At 63.9% G+C, this 22,890-nt stretch carries 16 protein-coding genes, 2 tRNA genes and 2 pseudogenes; 13 read left to right on the top strand and 7 right to left on the bottom strand.

Going from position 1 to position 22,890, the window contains the following annotated elements:
• Window positions 1–40: 40 nt before the first annotated feature.
• The 3 genes and pseudogenes from L0U84_RS33410 to dhaK all read left to right on the top strand — a co-directional run bounded on the left by L0U84_RS33410 (window position 41) and on the right by dhaK (window position 3,475).
• Window positions 41–1,330, top strand: a pseudogene (locus tag L0U84_RS33410) (M81 family metallopeptidase).
• A 78-nt stretch (window positions 1,331–1,408) separates the two neighbouring features.
• Window positions 1,409–1,485: transfer RNA gene (locus L0U84_RS33405), tRNA-Val, on the top strand.
• Window positions 1,486–1,771: 286 nt separating this feature from the next.
• Window positions 1,772–3,475 carry a dihydroxyacetone kinase subunit DhaK gene (gene dhaK, locus L0U84_RS33400; RefSeq protein ID WP_233856291.1) on the top strand — a complete coding sequence of 568 codons (1,704 nt, stop codon included), beginning with the start codon at window positions 1,772–1,774 and terminating at the stop codon, window positions 3,473–3,475.
• Between the two features lie 71 nt (window positions 3,476–3,546).
• Here dhaK and L0U84_RS43890 read toward each other — a convergent pair whose 3' ends face one another.
• The 5 genes from L0U84_RS43890 to L0U84_RS33380 form a co-directional block, all read right to left on the bottom strand.
• Window positions 3,547–3,681 (bottom strand): hypothetical protein, encoded by a 135-nt coding sequence (locus L0U84_RS43890; protein ID WP_267939986.1) that lies wholly within the window; start codon window positions 3,679–3,681, stop codon window positions 3,547–3,549.
• Window positions 3,682–3,717: 36 nt separating this feature from the next.
• Entirely contained in the window at window positions 3,718–4,773 is a 1,056-nt protein-coding gene (locus tag L0U84_RS33395) for a permease (protein WP_233856290.1), read from the bottom strand.
• 25 nt (window positions 4,774–4,798) lie between these two features.
• Window positions 4,799–5,878, bottom strand: a complete 1,080-nt coding sequence (mnmH, locus tag L0U84_RS33390) for a tRNA 2-selenouridine(34) synthase MnmH (RefSeq protein WP_233856289.1) — start codon at window positions 5,876–5,878, stop codon at window positions 4,799–4,801.
• A 115-nt stretch (window positions 5,879–5,993) separates the two neighbouring features.
• Window positions 5,994–7,052, bottom strand: coding sequence for a selenide, water dikinase SelD (gene selD / locus L0U84_RS33385; protein WP_233856288.1), 1,059 nt, complete (start codon window positions 7,050–7,052; stop codon window positions 5,994–5,996).
• A gap of 272 nt (window positions 7,053–7,324) precedes the next feature.
• Window positions 7,325–7,651 (bottom strand): beta-xylosidase, encoded by a 327-nt coding sequence (locus tag L0U84_RS33380; RefSeq protein ID WP_233856287.1) that lies wholly within the window; start codon window positions 7,649–7,651, stop codon window positions 7,325–7,327.
• Window positions 7,652–7,879: 228 nt separating this feature from the next.
• On the opposite strand from L0U84_RS33380, the gene fdnG reads away from it, so the two are divergent.
• The 10 genes from fdnG to L0U84_RS33330 all read left to right on the top strand — a co-directional run bounded on the left by fdnG (window position 7,880) and on the right by L0U84_RS33330 (window position 20,223).
• Window positions 7,880–10,948: a formate dehydrogenase-N subunit alpha gene (gene fdnG / locus L0U84_RS33375; protein WP_233856286.1), complete on the top strand. Its 3,069-nt coding sequence runs from the start codon at window positions 7,880–7,882 to the stop codon at window positions 10,946–10,948.
• A 10-nt stretch (window positions 10,949–10,958) separates the two neighbouring features.
• The gene (fdxH, locus tag L0U84_RS33370) at window positions 10,959–11,882 is read left to right on the top strand and encodes a formate dehydrogenase subunit beta (RefSeq protein ID WP_233856285.1); all 924 of its coding nucleotides are present in this window, start codon (window positions 10,959–10,961) and stop codon (window positions 11,880–11,882) included.
• Entirely contained in the window at window positions 11,879–12,535 is a 657-nt protein-coding gene (locus tag L0U84_RS33365; RefSeq protein WP_233856284.1) for a formate dehydrogenase subunit gamma, read from the top strand. Before fdxH ends, L0U84_RS33365 begins: the two co-directional genes overlap by 4 nt.
• A gap of 122 nt (window positions 12,536–12,657) precedes the next feature.
• A complete protein-coding gene (gene fdhE, locus L0U84_RS33360) occupies window positions 12,658–13,656 on the top strand; it encodes a formate dehydrogenase accessory protein FdhE (protein ID WP_233856283.1) in 999 nt (332 codons plus the stop codon).
• A 47-nt stretch (window positions 13,657–13,703) separates the two neighbouring features.
• A complete protein-coding gene (gene selA, locus L0U84_RS33355; RefSeq protein WP_233856282.1) occupies window positions 13,704–15,152 on the top strand; it encodes an L-seryl-tRNA(Sec) selenium transferase in 1,449 nt (482 codons plus the stop codon).
• A gap of 13 nt (window positions 15,153–15,165) precedes the next feature.
• Window positions 15,166–17,079 (top strand): selenocysteine-specific translation elongation factor, encoded by a 1,914-nt coding sequence (gene selB, locus L0U84_RS33350; RefSeq protein WP_233856281.1) that lies wholly within the window; start codon window positions 15,166–15,168, stop codon window positions 17,077–17,079.
• Window positions 17,080–17,128: 49 nt separating this feature from the next.
• Window positions 17,129–17,221: transfer RNA gene (locus tag L0U84_RS33345), tRNA-Sec, on the top strand.
• A 167-nt stretch (window positions 17,222–17,388) separates the two neighbouring features.
• The gene (locus L0U84_RS33340; protein WP_233856280.1) at window positions 17,389–18,642 is read left to right on the top strand and encodes a tyrosine-type recombinase/integrase; all 1,254 of its coding nucleotides are present in this window, start codon (window positions 17,389–17,391) and stop codon (window positions 18,640–18,642) included.
• Between the two features lie 798 nt (window positions 18,643–19,440).
• Entirely contained in the window at window positions 19,441–19,902 is a 462-nt protein-coding gene (locus L0U84_RS33335) for a hypothetical protein (RefSeq protein ID WP_233856279.1), read from the top strand.
• A gap of 15 nt (window positions 19,903–19,917) precedes the next feature.
• Complete coding sequence (locus tag L0U84_RS33330; RefSeq protein WP_442794074.1) at window positions 19,918–20,223, top strand: nucleotide-binding protein; 306 nt, start codon at window positions 19,918–19,920, stop codon at window positions 20,221–20,223.
• Window positions 20,224–20,539: 316 nt separating this feature from the next.
• Here L0U84_RS33330 and L0U84_RS33320 read toward each other — a convergent pair.
• Both L0U84_RS33320 and L0U84_RS33315 read right to left on the bottom strand, forming a co-directional pair.
• Window positions 20,540–21,361: pseudogene (locus L0U84_RS33320) on the bottom strand (DUF932 domain-containing protein); the annotation flags it as partial.
• Window positions 21,362–22,132: 771 nt separating this feature from the next.
• Window positions 22,133–22,822 carry a potassium channel family protein gene (locus L0U84_RS33315; RefSeq protein WP_233856278.1) on the bottom strand — a complete coding sequence of 230 codons (690 nt, stop codon included), beginning with the start codon at window positions 22,820–22,822 and terminating at the stop codon, window positions 22,133–22,135.
• Window positions 22,823–22,890 lie beyond the last annotated feature (68 nt).

Below are 22,890 nucleotides of genomic sequence, written 5' to 3'. Positions count from 1 at the left end.
GAGCACGGGGAGCACATGCACGAAGATCCTGATCGCACGAATGAATCACGAGACCGACACGTTCTCGCCGGTAAAGACTCCGTTGGCCGCATTCGGCCGCAACGGCCCCAGCTACGGCCGCGCCGTGTTCGACGAGAACAAGAGCATGCAAACGGCGATGGCCGCGTTCATCGACGCCGCCGAGCGCATGCACGCGGAAATCGTGACGCCGATTTCCGCAATGGCGAATCCGTGCGGGCCGGTCGACGCCGCCGCCTACGATGCGATCTGCGACACGATCCTGACAGCCGCAAAAGGGCTGCGACGCGATGATGCTCGATCTGCACGGCGCGATGGTCGCCGGGAACTCGACCGAAGGCGAAGCCGATCTGCTCGCCCGAGTGCGCGAGTCGTTGCCGCACGCGCCGATCGCGATTGCGCTCGATCTGCATGGCAACGTGACACAGCAGATGATCGACAACGCCGACATCATCGTCAGTTTCAAAACCTATCCGCAAGTCGACATGTACGAGACTGGCGCGCACGCCGCGCGCTTGCTGTTCGACATGATCGAGGGCCGCGCGAAGCCGGTAATCGCGTGGCGTCAGCTGCCGCTGCTCACGCACACGCTGCGCAGCGCGTGCGCCGATGGCGCGATGAAACGCGCGATCGATGCCGCGCGCGCCGCTTGCCGAATCGGTCGCGCAGGCGGCGTCGCTGGCGCTCGGGGCCGACAAGCCGGTGCCGCTGCTCGATCACGGCGACAATTGCCTGTCGGGCGGCACGTGCGACACGATGGATCTGCTCGAGCAAGCGCTTAAGCAGGGCCTCGAAGGCATCGTCAGCGGACCCTTGTGCGACCCGCAGGCGATCGCCGCATTGACGGCCTCGGGTGTCGGTAGCTCGGTCACGCTACCGATCGGCAACAAGCTCACCAACGATGCTTTGCCCTCGCGTTCGCCGCTTGCCGTGAACGGCATCGTGCGCGCGCTGACCGACGGCGAATACGTGATCAGCGGCCCGACCTACACCGGCCAGCGCGGCTACATGGGACGCGCGGCGGTGCTCGACACCGGCACGGTGAAACTCGTCGTGACCGAACGCACGCACGAGCCGTGGGATCTCGGCGTGTTCGAGAGCGTCGGTATCGATCCGCGCCGCGCGCGTTTTCTGCTGCTCAAATCACGCATGTATTGCCGGCCGGTCTTCGGGCCGATCGCGGCGGCACTCGTCGAATGCGATAGCCGCGGCGTCACGAGTTTGGACTATGGTCTGTTCAGTTTCGAGCACGTGAATCGGCCGGTTTATCTATCCATTGGACTCCCATACCGAATGGCCCGCGACGAACTGATCGACGCGCATGCGTTTCGATAAATCGCGGCAAGGGCTTGTGCAGTCCGCAATGAGTCTCTATAATTCGCGCCTCTAAAGGCTCGTAGCTCAGTTGGTTAGAGCACCACCTTGACATGGTGGGGGTCGTTGGTTCGAATCCAATCGAGCCTACCAACGCATCTGTGACGTAGACGAAAGCGGTTCCGCTTTCGTCTACGGTCCGGTCAAATCCATCCAGTCGTTCCCGCAGTTTCGCCGTCCGGCACCACATCCCGTTCGTTTTCGTCGTCTGCTTGCAGTTCGAGGCTTTCGCACATTCGTACACGCTTTCACGCTATCGCGTCGTCGTTCGACGATGCGCGGTACAGTTAAACCTTCCGCTTTCGCCGCCGACCCGACTGCCTTTCGCATCGCATCGTTCGATCATGCGCTGCCGGCAGCATCCAACGGAGCTGACGCAATGAAGAAGCTCATCAACGATGTGTCCACCGTGGTCCCCGATATGCTCGACGGGCTCGTCGTGCTCAATCCCCAACTCTCGCTGTTGCAGGGCGGCACGATCGTGTTGCGCGCCGATGCCGAGGCCGTGGCCGCGCGTGGCGAGGTCGCGCTGATCTCGGGCGGCGGCTCGGGCCACGAGCCCGCGCACGGCGGCTACGTGGGTCATGGCATGCTGAGCGCGGCGGTGGCCGGGGAGGTCTTCACCTCGCCCTCCACCGATGCCGTGCTCGATGCAATACGCGCGGTGGCCGGCCCCGCGGGCGTGTTGCTGATCGTCAAGAACTATACGGGCGACCGCTTCAACTTCGGCCTCGCGGCCGAGATCGCGCGCGCCGAGGGCATCCCGGTCGAGATGATGATCGTCGCCGACGACGTCGCGCTGAGCGCGAGCGGCGATCACGCGGGCCGGCGCGGACTCGCGGGCACGGTGCTGGTTCACAAGATCGCAGGCGCGGCTGCCGCGCGCGGCTTGCCGTTGGCCGAGGTCGCCCGGATCGCCCGCGAGGCGGCCGCGTCGCTCGGCACGATGGGCGTCGCGCTGACGCCGTGCACCGTGCCGGCCGCGGGCAAGCCGGGCTTCGAGCTGGGCGACGGCGAAATCGAATGGGGCCTCGGCATTCATGGCGAACCCGGAGTGGCGCGCGGAGCGCTGGAGCCGGCCGACACGATCGTCGGCAAGCTGCTTGTGAAGATCGTCGACGATCTCGCGTTGCAGGCCGGCGCGCGCGTCGCGCTGCTCGTCAACAATCTGGGCGGCACGCCGTCGAGCGAACTCAACGTGGTGGCTGGCGCAGCGCTGCGCCAGCTCGACGCCCGCGGCATCGAAGTCGCGCGCGCGTGGGCCGGTACGTTCCTGAGCGCGCTCGAAATGGCCGGCGTGTCGCTGACGCTGCTGCGTGTCGATGACGAACGGCTGAGCCTGCTCGACGCCGCCTCGCATACGAGCGCATGGCCTGCGCTGAGCGGGCGCGTCGCGCAGGTCGCAGTGCGTGCGGCGCCAGCCGCGCCGCAAAGCGCGAGTGGCGCGACGCTCGCGCGTGACGCGACGCTGCGTCGCGCGATCGAAGCGGTCTGCGAGTGTTTGCTGGCAGCCGAGCCGACCTTGACCGAGATGGACCAGCGCGTCGGCGACGGCGACCTCGGCATCAGCCTCGCGCGTGGCGCACGCGCGGTGCAGCTCGAACTCGATTCATACGCTTCCGCCACCACGCCAGGCGCGGTGTTGCGCGGCATGTCGGCGACATTGCGGCGCGTGGTGGGCGGCACATCGGGTCCGCTATACGCGGTGATGCTGCTGCGCGCGGCGGCCGCGCTCGAAAAGTCGGACGCGAACACGGCACGACAATGGGCGACGGCGTTCTGTGCCGGTATCGATGGATTGATGGAACTGGGGGGCGCGAAGCCGGGCGATCGCACGATGGTCGATGCGCTGAAGCCCGCCGCCGACGCGCTCCATGACGCGCTGGCTCAGGGAGCGTCGACGCATGCCGCGTTGCAAGCCGCCGCCGATGCGGCAAGCGAGGGCACATCGCGCACCGCATCGATGCCTCCGCGCCGCGGGCGCTCGAGCTATGTCGGCGAGCGCGCGCTCGGTCACGCGGACCCCGGCGCGCATGCGGTGGCGTTATGGCTCGCGGCGATTCGCGACGCGCTGGCCGATTAGGCGCAAGCGGACGCTACCGCGATGGCATGGGCCCAAGCGCGCTTTCACTGACGTGAAAAACAACGCCGCCTTCAGGGCCGCAGCAGATCGAACCCGGCGAAGGCCACGACGCCGCTCAGCGCGATCAGCGCCACCGAGTGCTGTCCAACGTATAGCAGTCCAGCGGCGGACCAACACGTTAAGGCGAATGCGGCAATACGTTTCATGCTTCCTTCTTCTACGACTCGAACTCAGCAAGCGATTCAAAAGCCCAGCGCAACGGCCAGTAAACCGCTGACGACACCACACACCGCCACCGCACAGGTCACCACCGTCAGCACGCGCCTCGGAAACGACCGCGCGAGCATCGCGAGCGACGGCACGCTGACGAGCGGCAGCGTCATCAGCAGCGCGCCGGCGGGGCCTGCGGCCATGCCGAACGACAGCATCGCCTGAATGATCGGCACTTCGCCCGCGGTCGGAATCACGAACAGCGTGCCGGCGATCGACAGCGCGATGATCCACAGCAGGCTATTGTCGATGTGCGGGCCGATGTGCGGAAACAGCCACGCGCGCGCCGCGCCGAGGATCAGCACGAGCACGATGTATTCCGGCACGAGCCGCAGCGTCATGCGCCCGAGAATCGTGACCCAGCGCGAGAACGCGGTGCCCGGATCGTCGGTGCGGACCAGTTGCGCGACCGCCTCCTGCGACGCTTGCGCTTCCTGCGGCGTGACCATGCGGTTCACGACGTAGCCGAGGCCGAACACCATCAAGATGCCGAGCGCGAGGCGCAGGCCCATCCACTGCCAGCCGAGCACGAAGCCCATGAAGATCAGCGTCGCGGGATTCAGTGCGGTGTTACCGAGCCAGAACGCAATCGCCGCGCCCGGCGCCGCTTCGCGCGCGCGCAGGCCCGCGACGACCGGTGCCGCGCAGCAGGTGCACATCATGCCCGGCAACGACATCAGGCCGCCTTTGACGACGCTGTTGAAGTCGGCGCGGCCGAGCGCGCGCGCGACCCACTGCGGCGGAATCAGCGCCTGCACCGCGGAGCCGAGCAGCAGGCCGAGCACCATCGCCTGCCAGATCGCCTTGCCATACGCGAGCGCGTAGTCGATCGCGGCCTGCCAGGAGGCGGCCGGTGCGCTCGCGGACGTACCCATCAGGATCGACTTGCCGATCGAATGCTGGCTCGCGGCGACGAACGCGCGGTTGTAGTACGGAAACCACTTCACATAGAAGAGGCCGACGACGGCGATCAGCAGGAACACGATCCAGCCAAGCGTGACGCGGGGTTGCCGAAGGGTTGATTGCATGATCGTTATTGAGTGTCGTTATGGGTCAACCGATGACGAGCGTGCGGCTAGTGCGGCGGCTATCGAGCTGCGCAACCAGCGTTTTCGCCTGCTCGACGACGTCGGTGTCGTTCGGGCGGAAATCGAGTTGCATCGCGTTCGGCAACTGGTCGAAATGCTGGCCGCTGCTGCGCGCATACGCGGGGTCGTAATGCCGTTCGATCAACTCCCGCGCGAGTTCGGCGCGCCGGTTGTCGTCGATTAGTTGCAACCAGCCCGCGACCCGCTCGCGGCTGTGCAGGCCGATCAGCCGTTCCAGCTGTCCCTTCAGGTAGTCGGGATGATCGAACAGGTGCGCGTAATCCTGCAGCAGAAATGCCGCGCGATCCTCGGGGCTCGAGTGCACCTCGACGCACGCGCCGCGATGAAACGTTTCGAGCAGCGCGAGCGGCAGCGTGACGGAGCCGATGCGCCGGCTTTCGGCCTCGACGAACACCGGCCGGTTCACGTCGAGCTCGCGCAGCGCCGAGACGAGCAACGTGTCGAAACGCTTTTGCGACGGCTGCGACACCCCGGCATACGCGCCGAGCAGCGAGCCGCGATGCGAGGCGAGCGCCTCGAGGTCGAGCGTTTGCGCGCCGGCCTCATGCAGCGCGGACAGCAGCCGGGTCTTGCCGCTGCCGGTCGGGCCGACGAGCGCGATATAGGCGAAACGGCGCGGCAGGGATTCGAGCCTTTCCAGCGTGGCGCGCCGGTAGCTCTTGTAGCCGCCGTCGAGTTGCCGCGCCGACCAGCCGATCATGTTGAACAGCGTCGTGACCGAGCCCGAGCGCTTGCCGCCGCGCCAGCAGTAGATCAGCGGACGCCAGTTGCGCGGCCGGTCGGCGAAGGTGGTTTCCAGATGACGCGCGATATTGCGCGCGACGAGCGCCGCGCCGATCCGTGTGCCCTCGAACGGCGACACCTGCTTGTAGGTGGTGCCGACCAGCACGCGTTCTTCGTTGCTCAGCACCGGCGCGTTGGTCGCGCCCGGAATATGATCTTCCTCGAACTCGAGCGGCGTGCGAACGTCGACGATTTCATCGAAATCACCGGCTTTATCGAGGCTGACTAGAAGGCTTTTCAAGGGAGTAGGGACAAAACGAACCGCGGGAAGACTGAAATTATCGCATGGGCGGCTCGTTCAGGCCGGTTGTGCGTCCTTTCCGCCGTTCTCCAGCGGAGTCCTTCAGCCGCCCTTCTCAGACCACCTCGACCCGCGCTTCCCCGCTCACCATCTCGCCGATCACCCGCGCGTCGGCGAAGCCATCGGCGCGGAATAGCGCGAGCACCTCGTCGACCGCTGCGGGCGCGCACGACACAAGCAGGCCGCCCGACGTCTGCGGATCGGTCAACAACGCGCGGCCGGCGGCCGGCAGCGTGGCGGGCAGCACCACGTCGTGGCCGTACGCATCCCAGTTGCGGCCCGATGCGCCGGTGAAAATGCCGGCTTCCGCAAGGCTCTCGACGTTCGGCAGCCAAGGCAGGTCCGCATAGCGCACGCGCGCGGTCAGCTTCGAGCCGCGCGCAAGTTCCAGCGTGTGGCCGAGCAGGCCGAAGCCGGTGATGTCGGTCAGCGCATGCACGCCGTCGAGCCGTGCCAGCTCGGCGCCCGGCCGGTTCAGCTTGGTGGTCGCGCCGATCATGGCCGCGTAGCCGGCCTCGTCGAGCCGGTCCTTCTTCAGCGCCGCGGACAGAATGCCGACGCCGAGCGGCTTGCCGAGGATCAGCACGTCGCCGGCCTGACCACCCGCATTGCGCTTGACGCGCTTCGGATCGACGATGCCCAGCGCGACGAGGCCGTATATCGGCTCGACCGAATCGATCGAATGGCCGCCCGCGAGCGGGATGCCCGCTTCCGCGCAGACCGATTCGCCGCCCTTCAGCACGGCCGCGATCACGTCGTGCGGCAGCACGTTGATCGGCATGCCGACGATCGCGAGCGCCATGATCGGCTTGCCGCCCATCGCGTAGACGTCGGAGATCGCATTGGTCGCGGCGATGCGGCCGAAGTCGAACGGATCGTCGACGATTGGCATGAAGAAATCGGTGGTCGCGACGATCGCCTGGTCTTCGTTGAGCTTGTAGACGGCGGCGTCGTCGGCGGTGTCGTTGCCGACCAGCAGGTCGGGGAAGAACGGCAGCGGCGCGCTGCGCTTGAGCAGATCGGCGAGCAGGCCGGGCGCGATCTTGCAGCCGCAGCCGCCGCCGTGCGACAGGCTCGTAAGGCGGGGCGACTGGCTTGCTTGGACTTGGGTCATGAGGGCGGGGAGTTCGGGTTCGTCGAATGAACGCATTATGAGGGTACTTTTCACACTGCGCAGCGTCGGCGCGGGTGCAAACCGGCCTTATGCCGAACCCCTATATCCCAACAACAAATGGCCGCGTAAATAATACTAATACCAAAGGCAATGCGAACGGCGAGTGCGTGCGGTCGAAACGCATTCTTCACGCGATAACGCGATTCCGCAGTGCCGCGCGAATTGATCCGCGATGACAATTAGCAAACCAGTTATCGCGCGAGCCCAGAACCTTATTTATTGCTGCCCGCACCGGTCCCATACAAGCCATTGTTAAATCCGCCGGCGCCGTCGGGGTTTCGTCCCTGGCCGGAGCTATTGCCGCGCGCATTGCCTTGCCCGCTGTCTTTCGACTGAGGTTTTTGCGATTCGTGAACCGCCGATGCGGCCGGTTCGGGCGTCGATCCCATCGCGGACGAGCGGTTTTCCATTTGAGAAGAGCCGTTCGGCTGGGGAATCTGCGCGAGGCTGGGCGGGCTCGCGAGCAGCAGCGCGGCGCCGGCGAGCGCGAGCGCGAGCGCGAGCGAGGCCGCGCGACAGCGGAAAGTCGGGTAGTTCATAGGAGCGCAAAAATCCGTCGATAAGGTCAATTCGATTCACCATTCGCGGATGCAGCATGAACGGTGCCCGGCAGCGGGAATAAATCGTGCAGGCAGCGTGCGGGCGTTTCATTCAACTGACTATCGCATGTCTTATTTTGCCGGGTGGCGAATGCACCACGATCCCGCTGCATGTCGCGAAACCGGCACCTATAATCAATTTGTCTCCAAAAGAGCCGAGGGCATTCAATGACGCAAATGACCCGGCGACAATTCCTGAAGATCTCTGGCACGACGCTTGCCGGATCGAGCCTGGCCCTGTTGGGCTACTCGCCGACACCCGCACTGGCCGAAGTCCGTCAGTACAAATTGTCGCGTACAACCGAAACCCGCAATACCTGCCCGTACTGCTCGGTGGGCTGCGGCATCCTGATGTACGGCCTTGGCGACAATGCCAAGAATGCGAAGACGAGCATCATCCACATCGAGGGCGACCCCGACCATCCGGTCAATCGCGGCACGCTGTGTCCGAAGGGCGCGAGCCTGATCGACTTCATCCATAGCCCGAGCCGGCTGCGCTATCCCGAGTACCGGGCGGCCGGGGCGAACGAGTGGAAGCGCATCTCGTGGGAAGACGCGCTAGACCGCATCGCGAAGCTGATGAAGGAAGACCGCGACGCGAACTTCGTCGAGACGACCGCGGACGGCAAGAAGGTCAACCGCTGGCTGACTACCGGGATGCTCGCGGCGTCGGCCAGCAGTAACGAGGTGGGTTACCTGACGCACAAGACTGCTCGCAGTCTTGGCATGCTCGGATTCGACAATCAGGCGCGTGTCTGACATGGCCCGACGGTGGCAGGTCTTGCCCCGACGTTTGGCCGTGGAGCGATGACGAACCATTGGGTCGACATCAGAAACGCGGACTTGATTCTCGTCATGGGCGGCAATTCGGCCGAGGCCCACCCATGCGGTTTCAAATGGGTCACCGAAGCCAAGGCGCACCGCAAGGCGCGCCTGATCGTGGTCGACCCGCGCTTTAATCGCACGGCGTCGGTCGCGGACTACTACGTGCCGATCCGCACCGCCTCGGACATCGTATTCCTCGGCGGGGTGATCAATTATCTGCTGACGAACGACAAGATCCAGCACGAGTACGTGAAGAACTACACGGACGTGTCGTTTATCGTCCGCGAGGATTTCGCGTTCAACGACGGCCTGTTTTCCGGTTACAACGCCGACAAGCGCAGCTACGACAAGACCTCGTGGAATTACGAGCGCGGCGACGACGGCTTCGCCAAGGTCGACCCGACGCTGCAGGACCCGCGCTGCGTCTATCAGCTGATGAAGAAGCATTACTCGCGCTACACGCCCGAGCAGGTCGAAAAAATCTGCGGCACGCCGAAGGACAAGTTTCTGCACGTGTGCGAGATGCTCGCGGCGACGTCGGTGCCGGGCCGCGCGACCACGATCATGTACGCGCTTGGCTGGACGCAGCACTCGACCGGCTCGCAGATCATCCGCACCGCCGCGATGGTACAGCTGCTGCTCGGCAACATCGGCATCGCGGGTGGCGGCATGAACGCGCTGCGCGGTCACTCGAACATCCAGGGCCTGACGGACCTCGGCCTGATGTCGAACCTGTTGCCTGGTTACATGACGCTGCCGACGGAAGCGGAGCAGGACTTCGACGCCTACATCACGAAACGCACACAGCAGCCGCTGCGGCCGAACCAGCTGAGCTACTGGCGCAACTATCGAGCGTTCCACGTGAGCTTCATGAAGTCGTGGTGGGGCGACAAGGCCACCGCCGAGAACAACTTCGCTTTCGATTATCTGCCGAAGCTCGACAAGTCCTACGACCTGCTGCAAGTCTTCGAGCTGATGAGTCAGGGCAAGATGACCGGCTACATCGCGCAGGGCTTCAACCCGCTTGCCGCCGCGCCGTACAAGTCGAAGAACGGCGCGGCTCTGGCCAAGCTGAAGTGGCTCGTGGTCATGGATCCGCTCGCGACCGAAACGTCGGAGTTCTGGAAGAACCACGGTCCGTTCAACGACGTCGACAGCGCATCGATCCAGACGGAGGTTTACCGTCTGCCGACCACCTGCTTCGCCGAGGAACGCGGCTCGCTCGTCAGTTCGAGCCGGGTGCTGCAATGGCACTGGCAAGGCGCGGACGGCCCGGGCGAAGCGAAGAGCGACCTCGAGATCATGGCTGGGCTGTGGCTGCGGATTCGCGAGGCTTATCGCAAGGACGGCGGCAAGTATCCCGATCCGATCCTGAACATGAGCTGGCCGTACGCGAAACCGGACAGCCCGACACCCGAAGAACTCGCGATGGAGTTCAACGGCCGCGCACTCGCGGACGTGACTGATCCGAAGGACCCGACCAAGGTGCTCGCGAAGAAAGGCGAGCAGCTCGCGAGTTTCGCACTGTTGCGCGACGACGGCTCGACCTCGAGCGGTTGCTGGATTTTCTGCGGCGCGTGGACCCAGGCGGGCAATCAGATGGGCCGCCGCGACAACTCGGACCCGACCGGCATCGGCAACACGCTGAACTGGGCGTGGGCATGGCCGGTGAACCGGCGGATTCTGTACAACCGCGCGTCGTGCGATCTCAACGGCAAACCGTTCGATCCGACACGTAAGCTGATCGCGTGGAACGGCAGCACGTGGTCGGGTGCCGACATTCCGGATTTCAAGGTCGACGAGCCGCCTGAGAACGGCATGAATCCATTCATCATGAATCCGGAAGGCGTCGCGCGTTTCTTTGCGCGCGACGCGATGGTCGAAGGGCCGTTCCCCGAGCACTATGAACCGTTCGAGACGCCGCTCGGCTACAACCCGCTGCATCCGGACAACAAGCTGGTCGTCAGCAACCCGGCGGCACGCGTGTTCCCGGGCGATAAGGCCACGTTCGGCACGCACGAGAACTTCCCGCATACGGCGACCAGCTATCGTCTGACCGAGCATTTCCACTACTGGACCAAGCACGTAAAGCTGAACTCGATCATCCAGCCCGAGCAGTTCGTCGAGATCGGCGAAGACCTCGCCAAGGAGATAGGTGTGGTGGCCGGCGACCGGGTCAAGGTGAGCTCGAACCGCGGGTACCTGATAGCCGTCGCGGTCGTGACGAAGCGCATCAAACCGCTGATGATCGAAGGCAAGAAGGTGCAGACCGTCGGGCTGCCGATTCATTGGGGCTTCATGGGGCTCGCAAAGCCAGGCTATCTCGTCAATACGCTGACGCCCCCGGTGGGCGACGGGAATTCGCAGACACCGGAAACCAAGTCGTTCCTCGTCAAGGTCGAAAAGGCATAAGGTAAAAGAGATGGCACTGCAATCACTTGACATCAGACGCGTCTCGGCCACGACCACGCAGCCGCCGGTGGCTCGCGAACCCGCAACCGGCCAGGTGGCGAAGCTCATCGACGTGTCGAAGTGCATCGGCTGCAAGGCGTGTCAGACGGCCTGCATGGAGTGGAACGATCTGCGCGACGAAATCGGCGTGAACGTGGGCGTCTACGACAATCCGCCCGACTTGACCCCGCAGTCGTGGACCGTCATGCGGTTTGCGGAGTACGAGAACTCAGCCGGCGATATCGAATGGCTGATCCGCAAGGACGGTTGCATGCACTGTGAGGACCCGGGCTGTCTGAAGGCCTGTCCGTCGCCGGGCGCGATCGTGCAGTACACGAACGGCATCGTGGATTTTCACCAGGAGAACTGCATCGGCTGTGGCTTCTGCATCGCCGGCTGCCCGTTCGACATACCACGTATGTCGAGGCAGGATCGCCGCGTGTACAAGTGCACGCTGTGTTCGGACCGCGTCGCGGTCGGCCAGGAGCCGGCCTGCGTGAAGACCTGCCCGACCGGCGCGATCATGTTCGGCACCAAGGAGGATATGAAGCAGCAGGCCGAGGATCGCATCGTCGATCTGAAGGAGCGCGGTTTTCAGAATGCTGGCTTGTATAACCCGGACAAGGTCGGCGGCACGCACGTGATGTACGTTCTGCATCACGCCGATCGCCCGTCGCTCTATCACGGCCTGCCGGACGATCCGCGCATTAGTCCGCTGGTGTCGTTGTGGAAGGGGATCGCAAAGCCGATCGGACTCGCCATCATGGGGATCGCCGCGCTCGCGGGCTTCTTCCACTACACGCGCGTCGGCCCGAACGAGGTGTCCGAGGCCGACGAAGCCGCAGCCGTCAGGGAAGCCGACGAAGCACGCCGTTCGCGGGAGGGTACGCAATGAACCACTCTGAGCACACCGACTTCACGGACGTGAAGGGCAATCGCCTGATCGTGCGCTATACGCCGAACGAGCGCACGAATCACTGGATCACCGCGATCTGTTTCATCCTGCTCGCGTTGTCCGGTCTCGCGTTGTTTCATCCGTCGATGGCGTTTCTGTACTTCGTGCTCGGCGGCGGCCAATGGACACGGATTTTGCACCCGTTCATCGGCTGCGTGATGTTTATCTCGTTCCTGATTCTTGCGTTGCGCTTCTGGCATCACAACTATCTGGACCAGGCGGACATCCAGTGGATGAAGCAGATGGGCGACGTGCTGAACAATCGCGAGGAACGCCTGCCCGCGATCGGCAGGTACAACGCCGGGCAGAAGCTGCTGTTCTTCCTGATGGTGATCTGTATGCTGCTGCTGTTGCTGAGCGGCATCGTGATCTGGCGGCGCTACTTCTCGTTCTATTTTCCGATGGACCTGATCCGGCTGTCGGCGCTCGTGCATGCCCTGGCGGCGTTCCTGCTGATCGTCGGCATCATCGTGCATATCTATGCGGCGCTGTGGGTCAAGGGCTCCGTGGGCGCGATGACGCGCGGCACCGTCACCTATGGCTGGGCGCGCAAGCATCATCCGAACTGGTTCAGGGAAATCATCGGCAAGTAAAGCAAGCTCGATCGGCGCTGCCCCAGCGTGTTTCGATGCGCCGCACGCAGCGCCCCGCGCACCGGGCCGCCGCGCGTCGTCGATGACGGGCGGCGGCTCTTCCGTTTTCAGAGGTCGATATCTTGGTTCAACGCATCCTCGAAGCCGCCGACATCGAGTCGCTCGATCCCACGGCAATCCCCCGCATCCGCATGCCGGAGCGGCTCGCGGTGTTCGCGCCGCGCGCCGCGCGCCTGCGCCAGCTCGCCTCGCGCAGCAATCCGATCGCCGGCTACCTGCGTTTGATGGCGGCGCTTGCCGATGCGCAGCAGGCGGTGCTCGCGCACTTCAAGGCGCAGCCGCCGAGCGCCGAGCTGATCGCGAGCGCGCAGCAGTATTCGATGCCGCTGATTCCAGCGCTGTCCGGCGCGCGCGATCCGGCGTGGCGCGACGTGCTGCTGCAACTGCTCGACAAGCTCGAAGCCGCGGGCCCGTTGACGCCGCCGCTCGTGGCGTTGTTCGCGCGCCTGCGCTCGCTCGACGTCGCCGCGCTCGAAGCGCAGGCCGACGCGATCTTCGCGCAGCGCTTCGCCGACGTCGATCCGGCGAGCGCGCCGTTCATCATGGCCGCGCTGCAGGTCGTGTGGACCGACCTCGCCGCCGACCTCGACAAGCGCGCGGTACCGTACCTCGACACGCCGGGCCTGTGCCCGGTGTGCGGCTCGCATCCGGTGGCGAGCACGGTGCGCATCGGCGGCGCGTACGACAACTATCGCTATCTGCAATGCGGGCTGTGCGCGACCGAATGGCATATGGTCCGCACCAAATGCTCGAACTGCGATTCGACCAAAGGGATCGCGTATCACGTGGTCGGCTCGCCCGACGCCGACGCGGCCACGCGTGAAGCCGAAGCGAAAAACGCCGCGCTGAAGGCGGAGTCGTGCGACGAATGCCATACTTACCGCAAGATCGGCATCCAGGCGAAGGACTACGAGTTCGATCCGTTCGCGGACGACCTCGCGAGCCTCACGCTCGATCTGCTGATGGGCGCGGAAGGTTACCGGCGCGCGTCGCCGCATCCATGGCTGTGGCCGGAGCAGACGGCCCGCGGGACGCAAGCGGAGGACGACGAGTCCGCCTGACGGCGAGCCGACCTCGACGCAAGTTCAAAACGACATAAGGATTGCTCGTGAGCGATGTGAGCAACTCGGAATTGCGCGCGCTGATGGCGCGGGTGCCGTCGGTGGACAAGGTGATGGCGTCGGCGGAATTCGCGCCGCTCATCGGTGAATACGGCCGCACCCAGGTGCTCAACGCGCTGCGCGACGCGCTCGACGCGTGGCGGATCAGCGCGCAATCGGGCGATGCGGCGGCCAACCCGGCGCTGAGCGCACTCGATACCGCGCAACTGCACGCGACGGTCGCCGCGGCGCTGCTCGCGCGCAACGCTTCGCGGCTGCGCAGCGTGTTCAATCTGACCGGCACCGTGCTGCACACGAACCTCGGTCGTGCGCTGCTGCCCGACGAATCGGTGCGAGCCGTGATCAGCGCGCTCACGCAACCGGCCAACCTCGAGTTCGATCTCGCCACCGGCTCGCGCGGCGACCGCGACGACCTGATCGACGATCTGATCTGCGAGCTGAGCGGCGCCGAAGCGGCGACCATCGTCAACAACAACGCGGCCGCGGTGCTGCTCACGCTGTCCGCGCTCGCGGCGAAGAAGGAAGTGGTGGTGTCGCGCGGCGAGCTCGTCGAAATCGGCGGCGCGTTTCGCATTCCCGACATCATGAGCCGCGCGGGCGCGAAACTGCGCGAAGTCGGCACGACCAACCGCACCCATCTGAGGGACTACGAACAGGCGATCAACGCGCGCACCGCGCTGCTGATGAAAGTTCACGCGAGCAACTATGCGATCAGCGGCTTCACCAAGGAAGTCGGCATCGAAGAGATCGCGCCGCTCGCGCATGCGCGCGGACTCGCGCTCGCCGTCGACCTCGGCAGCGGCACGCTCGTCGATCTCGCCGAATGGGGCTTGCCGCGCGAGCCGACCGTGCGCGAGACCGTCGCGGCCGGCGCCGATGTCGTCACCTTCAGCGGCGACAAGCTGCTCGGCGGTCCGCAGGCCGGCTTGATCGTCGGCCGGCGCGATCTGATCGCGAAGATCAAGAAGCATCCGCTCAAGCGCGCGCTGCGCGTCGGCAAGCTGACGCTTGCAGCGCTGGAGCCGGTGCTGCAGCTGTATCGCGCCCCGGAGAAGCTGGCCGAGCGGTTGACCACGCTGCGGCTGCTCACGCGACCCGCCGATGACATTCACGGCGCCGCGCAGCGCGTGTTGCCGGCGCTGCAGCAGGCGATCGACCCGCGCTATACCGTGGCGGCGGAGCCGATGTTCAGCCAGATCGGCAGCGGCGCATTGCCGGTCGACGTGCTGCCTAGCTATGGCCTCGTCGTGCGCATGACCGACGGCAAGCGCGGCGGCCGTCATCTGCTCGCGCTCGAAAAGCAGTTGCGCGAGATGGCGCGGCCGGTGCTCGGCCGGATCGCGGACGACGCGTTGCGGCTCGATCTGCGCTGCCTCGAAGCCGCCGACGAAACGCAATTGATCGCACAGCTAAGCGCGCAACCGGAAAGCAACTGAAGGGCAGGCACGCATGATCGTCGGTACAGCGGGGCATATCGACCACGGCAAAACGAGCCTCGTGAAGGCACTCACCGGCGTCGACACGGACCGTCTCGCGGAAGAAAAAGCGCGCGGCATTTCGATCGAGCTCGGCTACGCATACGTGCCGCTCGACAACGGCGACGTGCTCGGTCTGATCGACGTGCCGGGCCACGAAAAGCTCGTGCATACGATGACCGCGGGCGCGAGCGGCATCGACTTCGCGCTGCTCGTGATCGCCGCCGACGATGGCGTGATGCCGCAAACCCGCGAGCATCTGGCGATCGTCGAACTGCTCGGTATCCGTCGCGGCGCGATTGCGCTGACGAAGGTCGATCGCGTCGACGAGCAGCGCCTGCGCGAAGTGCATGACGAAGTGAGCGCGTTCGTCGGCGCTAGCGTGCTGCGTGACGCGCCCGTGTTCGATACCTGCGCGACGCGCGCGGGCGATGTCGGTGTTGCGGCGCTGAATACGCATCTGCGCGAACAGGCCGCGGCATGGCGCATGAAGCGTGACGACGGTCTGTTCCGCCTCGCCGTCGATCGCGTGTTCACGCTCGCGGGGCAGGGCACGATCGTGACCGGGACCGTGGTGGCAGGCAGCGTGAGCATCGGCGACACGATGCTGCTCGCGCCGAAGAATCAGCCGGTGCGCGTGCGCAGCATTCACGCGCAGAATCGCCCCGCCGAAACGGGTCGCGCGGGTCAGCGCTGCGCGCTGAATCTGGCGGGTATCGAGAAGAGCGCGATCGAGCGCGGCGACTGGATCGTCGATCCGCGACTGTCGCGAGCGAGCGAACGCATCGACGTGATGCTGACGCTGCTCGCGGACACGCCGCACGCGCTCGAACATTGGGTGCCGCTGCACGTGCATCTCGGCACGCAGCATCAGGTTGCGCATGCCGCGCTGCTCGAAGGCGATACGCTCGCGCCGGGTCAGCACGCGCGCGTGCAACTCGTGTTCGAGCGACCGCTGTGCGCGGCGCCGGGCGATCGCTTCGTCGTGCGTAACGCGCAGGCCAATCGCACGGTGGGCGGCGGGCACGTGCTCGATCCGTTCGCTTCGGCGCGCAAGCGGCGCTCCCTGGAACGGTTCGGCTGGCTCGACGCGATTCAGACGCTGCTCGACACCGGTTCACTCGACGCACTGTTCGCGTGCGCGCCGCACGGGTTGTCGCGGGCGTTGCTGGAGCGCTTGACGGGAATGCCGGCGGCCGCGCTCGCATTGCCGAGCGGGACACGCACGATCGAAGTGCCGGGCCATGACGCGCTGCTGGTCACGGACGCCACATGGCGCGCGCTCGCCGGGCGGCTGACGAGTGCGCTCGCGCAATACCACGAGCGCTCGCCCGATGAACTCGGCCCGGACGTGTCGCGCTTGCGGCGCATCGCGGCGCCACTGGTCGACGACACGCTGTGGCGTGCGCTGGTCGACGATGCGGCGGCGCGCGGCGAGCTCGTCAAACATGGACCGTGGCTGCATTTGCCCGGCCACACGGTGACGCTCGACGCCGCCGATCAGGCGCTTGCGGCAACGCTGCTGCCTGACATCGAGGCGGGGCGTTTCGATCCGCCGTGGGTGCGCGACCTGGCGAACGCGCACGGTGTGCCGGAGGAGCGTGTGCGTCAGTTGCTGCGCAAGCTCGCGCGTCAGGGCGAGCTGTTCCAGGTCGTGCATGATCTGTTCTATCACCAGCAGGTGATTCGCGAGCTTGCGTCGATCGCGGCGAGCGAGGCGCGGAAAAACGCCGGCACCGTGGCGGCCGCGCCGTTTCGCGACGCGACCGGACTCGGCCGAAAACGCGCGATCCAGCTTTTGGAGTTCTTCGACCGGGTTGGGTATACTCGCTTCCACCGTGGCCTGCACCTCGTGCGCACGGATAGTCGCTGGCTCGATCTGCCTTGATCTGGCTGGTGTTCCGTTTCTATTGGCCACGCGTCATTCGATCACCGTAGGAAGGCATCCGTATCCGGTGGTGCGGCTGGGCTTCAAACCCAGTAGGGGGTGTCAGACGCTCCCTGGTAGGTTCGACTCCTGCTGCCTTCCGCCCGATAAGCTTTCCCGGGTATTCCTGCAAGTTCCGAAAACGTACTGTAGAGCGCTGATTTCAAAGCGTTTTATGGGTAACGACGTGCTTGCTGCTTCCGTTGCGATCTCGCACAATTTCTCCATGAAGTATGGGTAGGAAGATGGAAAAGTGGGTAGGAGGACGTCATGGCGGGACGACAACTGCACCGGCTAAGCGCATTGCGGATTGCGAAGGAGGTGACCCCGGGTCACCACGCCGACGGCGGTGGCCTCTATTTGCAGATTGCAGTGAGCGGCGCGCGATCGTGGGTATTCCGGTTCAAACTCAATGGACGTGTTCGTGAGATGGGCCTCGGTCCGGTTTCGCGGGTTACGCTTGGCGAGGCGCGAAAACTGGCCGCTGGCTACCGGGAAATGGTTGGGGACCAGATTGATCCCATCTTCGCGCGGCGTGAGCAGCAGCGCCGGCAGTTGCTTGAAATCCAGGCGAATACCAATGTGACGTTCCGTGAGGCAGCCGAGGCGTACGTGGGCGCGCGGGAACCTACGTGGCGCAACTCCAAGCACGCCCAGCAATGGGGCAACACGCTCAGTGCCTACGCTTATCCAGTGATCGGCGAGGTCCCGGTGCGCGACATCGACACGGCGATGATCATGCGGATTCTCCAGCCGATCTGGACGAAAAAGGCGGAGACCGCGCGCCGCGTGCGTGGCCGCATCAAGGCCATTCTCGACGCTGAAGCAGTATTGGGTCACCGCACTGGGAGCAATCCTGCGAGGTACATAGACCATCTTCAAATCGTGTTGCCGCGGACGAAGAAGCGCTCGCAGGTAAAGCACCATCCCGCGCTGCCCTGGGAAGAACTACCCGCGTTTATCCGCGAGCTGGAACTGCACCCACGGCGTGCGGCGCGGGCGCTGCATCTGCTGATCCTTACGGCGACCCGCACGAACGAAGTCCGCTTTGCAAGACCTGAAGAATTCGATCTGGACAACCGCATCTGGTCAATTCCTGGCGAGCGGACGAAAAGTGGCCGGCCACTTCGGGTGCCACTTTGTGAGCGGGCCATCGACATTGTCCGCAGCGCACTTCCCAAGGCGAAATACGGCTATCTGTTCCCCGGTTTCAAGGAAGGACGCCCATTGTCGAACATGGCGATGCTGGCTCTTCTGAAGCGTATGTCGTGGGTGGGTATCACGGTCCATGGATTCCGGTCGACGTTCCGCGATTGGGCGGCCGAATGCACGGAATATCCGGATTCGCTCGCAGAAGAAGCGCTGGCTCACATCATCACTTCGCGGACGGTGGCGGCATACAGGCGTCGCGATCAGCTTGAACGACGCCGCCGGATGATGGATGACTGGGGAAAATATTGCAGCAAAGAGCAGGAGGACGTCGTGCCAGAGGCGCCGACTTCACCGCAGGCGTTCGCTGCATAGTTGCTTTTTCTGAGGGCGCGGAGCATCGCGCGAAATAGGACAGAATTGGTAACTTCATTGGTACCTGCCTGTCTTGGCTTTGATAGCAGACGCTGGGCGTTCAATTCGAAGGATCATTGGCGCCCAAAACCGGCGGTAGCCTATCCTGCGATACCTTGTTTTTCATGTTGTTTCTGGTGCCGAGTGTGACTGCCGTACACGCGATGCTCAAGCGATGGACAACACGAATGCGCTTCCGTGTAGTCAGGGGGCGTTGCGCGTTGAAGGTGGCGTTGCAAACGAGCAAGCGTCGTGCGCATTGTTGATTGATCACAAGCGTGTCAGATGAACTGACGAGTGGAGATCCTTACAGCGCGCGACAAGCACAGAGTGTGTCCGCCGCGTCATCTCGTGTAGAGCAGGTGACGCGTGTTCCTGAACCGTTGTTGCATCGCTGTTAACGCCTGCGCAGGCCGGATAGGCCTGCCGGAAAGTGAAGTTGCATTCCTGAGATACGACAGACGAGTATCGCGTTCGTGTGCGGGTGACATCGAACGCGCGCCGGTTGTCCTTCAATGCGAGTCGGCAGGTACATGATGTTCAGTGCCGTGGGTGCCGTGTTTGCGAATGGCGTGAGCATTTTTGACTCCATGTGCGTCGATGGGAAATCAGATAACAGCAGAAAATATATTTTCTGTTCCGCCATATTCCTCCGTATTCCGATTCATTCTATCCGTGCCGAAAAGCCCATCTTATGGGTGTTGACGAAGCGTAATCGCCTGCGCAAGATGCAATCAAGGTCGTGTGTTGGAGCGAGTCATGCCTGTTGTCAGGAGCTTCAGACGTTGTCAATGGGAGGCGCTCGGACGCAGGCTGGATGCGCTGCCGGAAAAGGTGAAAGACGATCAGCCGCTCAAGGTAGGAGAGGGTGTCAAATCCATACGGACACAAATCAGTGCGGCGCGGGAGAGGGGTTACACACTGAACGAACTGATTGAACAGGCTGTGCAGGAAGGCATCGACGTGACTCTCAATTCCCTGAGATATGCGATGCGGCAGGCGGAGGGAAAGGGGCGAGTTCGACCTGGCAGCCGGAATACGGTCCGAAACCAAACGACAACACCCGCGCGAGGCAGCAAATCGGCGCGGGCCGGTACGGCGCACGATAATCCGCTGCGCACTGGATCGGAGCAAAAGGGGAATGGCGATGTAAAAACGGTAGGGCAACCGGTACAGGGCTTCCTCGGATTTCCGATCAGACCGGATACCGAAGACTTGTAGAGGTCTCCGACAGCAATGGAAAATCCTCCCATCCATATGGTTGGTGGCAGCAAGGGAGGCGTCGGCAAGAGCTTCCTGACGCTAGCGCTGGTTGATGACCTTCGACGGGCGGAAGTCAATGTGGTCCTGATCGAAACGGACACGTCGAACCCCGATGTCATGAAGGCGGTCCACGACGAAATGGAATGCGCATCATGTGATCTGGACGATGTGGGCGGCTGGATTGACTTCGTCAATTTTTTTGCGATGTGCAATCGAGCGCGCAGGCGAGTATTCCGCCATACTGCGCGACGCCCGTCTGGCTCTGCGCTGCCGTGTTGACAACAACGGCCGTGTCTCGGTTTCGCGGATGAACTGCGCAGCCAGCGCCTGTCGATCCGACAGGCGGCGGATACTATGCATATTGGCGAAAGGGCGGAATTGTTGCGCTGGCGTGCGCTTTACAGCGCGATGTTTGCGAGGGTGACGTCCCATGCATAGCAGACGGGCGATGCTACCAAACGTGCTAGCTTGTCTGTTTCTCGATGTTGCGGGTAGGTCGCCCGACAACGCCAGATTCTTTCAGCACTAGAGCCGGATAGGCATCCTGAAGGAACTGAGTGGAATAGGGCAGCGAGGAACTTCTGCCCTCGGGCGCCTGGCGCATGGCATCGGCGAGCATCCACAGCGCGCGATTGAGCTTCACGTTCTGGTCGATGCCGGTGATGGGACGGGTGGACATGGAGCGACCGGTGCGCGAGCGTCCCTGCAGGCCGCCCTGCGTGAGGTTTTCCTGGACGCGGTTGAAGACCGTCCAGAGATCGTTGCGCCGATCCTCGAACCGGCGTGGGGCGAGCAATTGACTCTCCGTGATCGGAGCCGGCGCCTCTGCGTCGGTCGGGTCGTAGCGCAGGGCGAGCGCGGAGCGGGCGAACACATGCTGTTGGTCGCGGGTCAGTTCGATGGCGCGCATGCTGTCCTTCTGCTCGTGGATCAGGTCAAAGCCGTCCAGCACATCGAATGCGCCGTTGATGACGTTCTGAATCACGTTGCCTTTGTGCGGTACGCGGATTTCAGCGATGTTGTCGCCCGCAACCATGCCGTTCTGGCAAACAAACCGGAATGTGCCCGCGAGCATCTGGTAACTGCTTGTGCCGTCGTGCGAGTTCAGCAGCACGATTTCGTCGGCTTCATCGCCTATGATCTGATCGACGTGGCGAAGTCGGAGCATGTGTTTCGTGTACTCGCGCTTGCCCTGATCGCGCACGCGGGTCTGGCAGACCATGAACGGCTGGAAACCTTCGTTGCGCAGGCCGCGCAGCACGTCGATGGTCGGAATGTAGGTGTAGCGTTTCGAGCGGCTTTCATGCTTGCCGTCTGCGAGGATTGACGGGGCAACGCGGTGAATCTGGTCGTCTGAAAGAGGCGAGTCAGCGCGCAGCATGGGGGAGCCGTAATGGAAAGAGGAAGCGAGTTGCATGGCAGTCTCCACAGTCAAGGTTGAGGACCTGAACCGGGCGAAGGGATAGGCCGTACCGTTGTGGATGGACACTTCCCGGTGGAACTCGGGGTTGGCTTTGCTGCCGCCAGGCTTCCGGGTTCCCGCCCGTGTGACTCAAGGAGTCGATGGCGGGCGGGTGTCAAGGAAAAAGGCGAGGGAGGGGTGCGGGCAACACGGTCCCTCGCCCCTTGATGCCCGCCCGCTATCGGCTACGGTCGCGGGTCAAGGGCGAGAAGCTGGCAGCCGGGAGCATGCCTGCCTCGGGTTTGACCGGGCAGGGGGCGCTGCAAGCGCGGGGGGCGACATGTCCCAGCGAGTCTGCGCAACGCGATTGAGGAAGCTGTCGCGACGTGGAATGGTTCGCCCGAGGAAAGGGGGGCGCAGAGCCGTGATCACGCCTGGCTGCTGCCGCCCAGGGGCGGTCTGAAGGTCTGACGTCGGTTCAGTCCGTGCAAACGGTCATTGGATCGCAAAAGACGAGCGTTACTTGATCGGCCATAGCCGACGCTCGCCATTCGGCCGCCATGCGTCTGCCGCTCGCCGCTTTACTGTCATTCGCGATACGGTGCATTCGAATGTCGGCTGCCCGGAACTGCGAACAAGACTTGACGACCCCTCAACGGTCGGTCGTCACCAAGCGCTTGCGATGGCCGCTTGGGGAGTACGACTGCCGTTCAATCAGTCTGGTTGGCCGTCGGGTCCACACATGCCGCCAGCGGTCACACCGACACGACAATGCTTCCTGACTTCCTAGGATTTGTCGTCGGTATAGCTGTCTCGCGGAGGGTAAACGCCGGCGAGGCGGGCGATCAGGATCGCGACGAACAAGCTGCCGGTGATCTGTTCCACCATGCACATGCCGCGTGCCGGGCGCGTGAGTGGCGTGATGTCGCCGAAGCCTGTGCTCGTGAGGACGGTTATGCTGAAGTAAAGCGCGTCGGCATACACGAGCCGACCCGGCTGCCCGACGATCATGTACGACTGCGGATAGAAGAATCCGATGGTCGCGTAGATATACGCCCAGAGGTCACCGATCAACAGATACGCCGCCGCGGCGCCAAACAGCTTGTCCGCCGTCATGATCTTCGGCTGGAACACGTAGCGGAGAAGATACACAACAGTGATGAAGTAGAGTGAGGCGCTGAACATCCAGGATATGGCAAGGCTCGTCTCGTCGTCGCGCCACAGGCCAAGGTACTGGAACCACACGGCCGGAATGGCAAGTAACAGCACGATCACGAACGGCAGGGTCGTACGGCCGACTGCTGCCACGGTCGCTATTACGAGGAACATATTTACGACGTTCAGGATGAGGCGGCCGCTGTCGCTCGGGGGGACAAACGATACCGCGCCGATGAGCGTGACCAGCACGACAAACAGCCAGAAGCAGCGCTGGTAGAAAATGCGAGACAGCGCTTCGCGCGTGGTACGGATGGCCATGGTGATCTCTTCCCTGGTTCGCGTATGTCGCAGCCAGGCAGGCCGGGCCGCGTGTGACGGGGGCATAA

Source organism: Paraburkholderia sp. HD33-4 (assembly GCF_021390635.1).
In the GTDB taxonomy this organism is placed as follows: domain Bacteria; phylum Pseudomonadota; class Gammaproteobacteria; order Burkholderiales; family Burkholderiaceae; genus Paraburkholderia.
The sequence above is the reverse complement of the archived record's forward strand: the minus strand, read 5'-3'. Positions and strand labels throughout refer to the sequence as shown.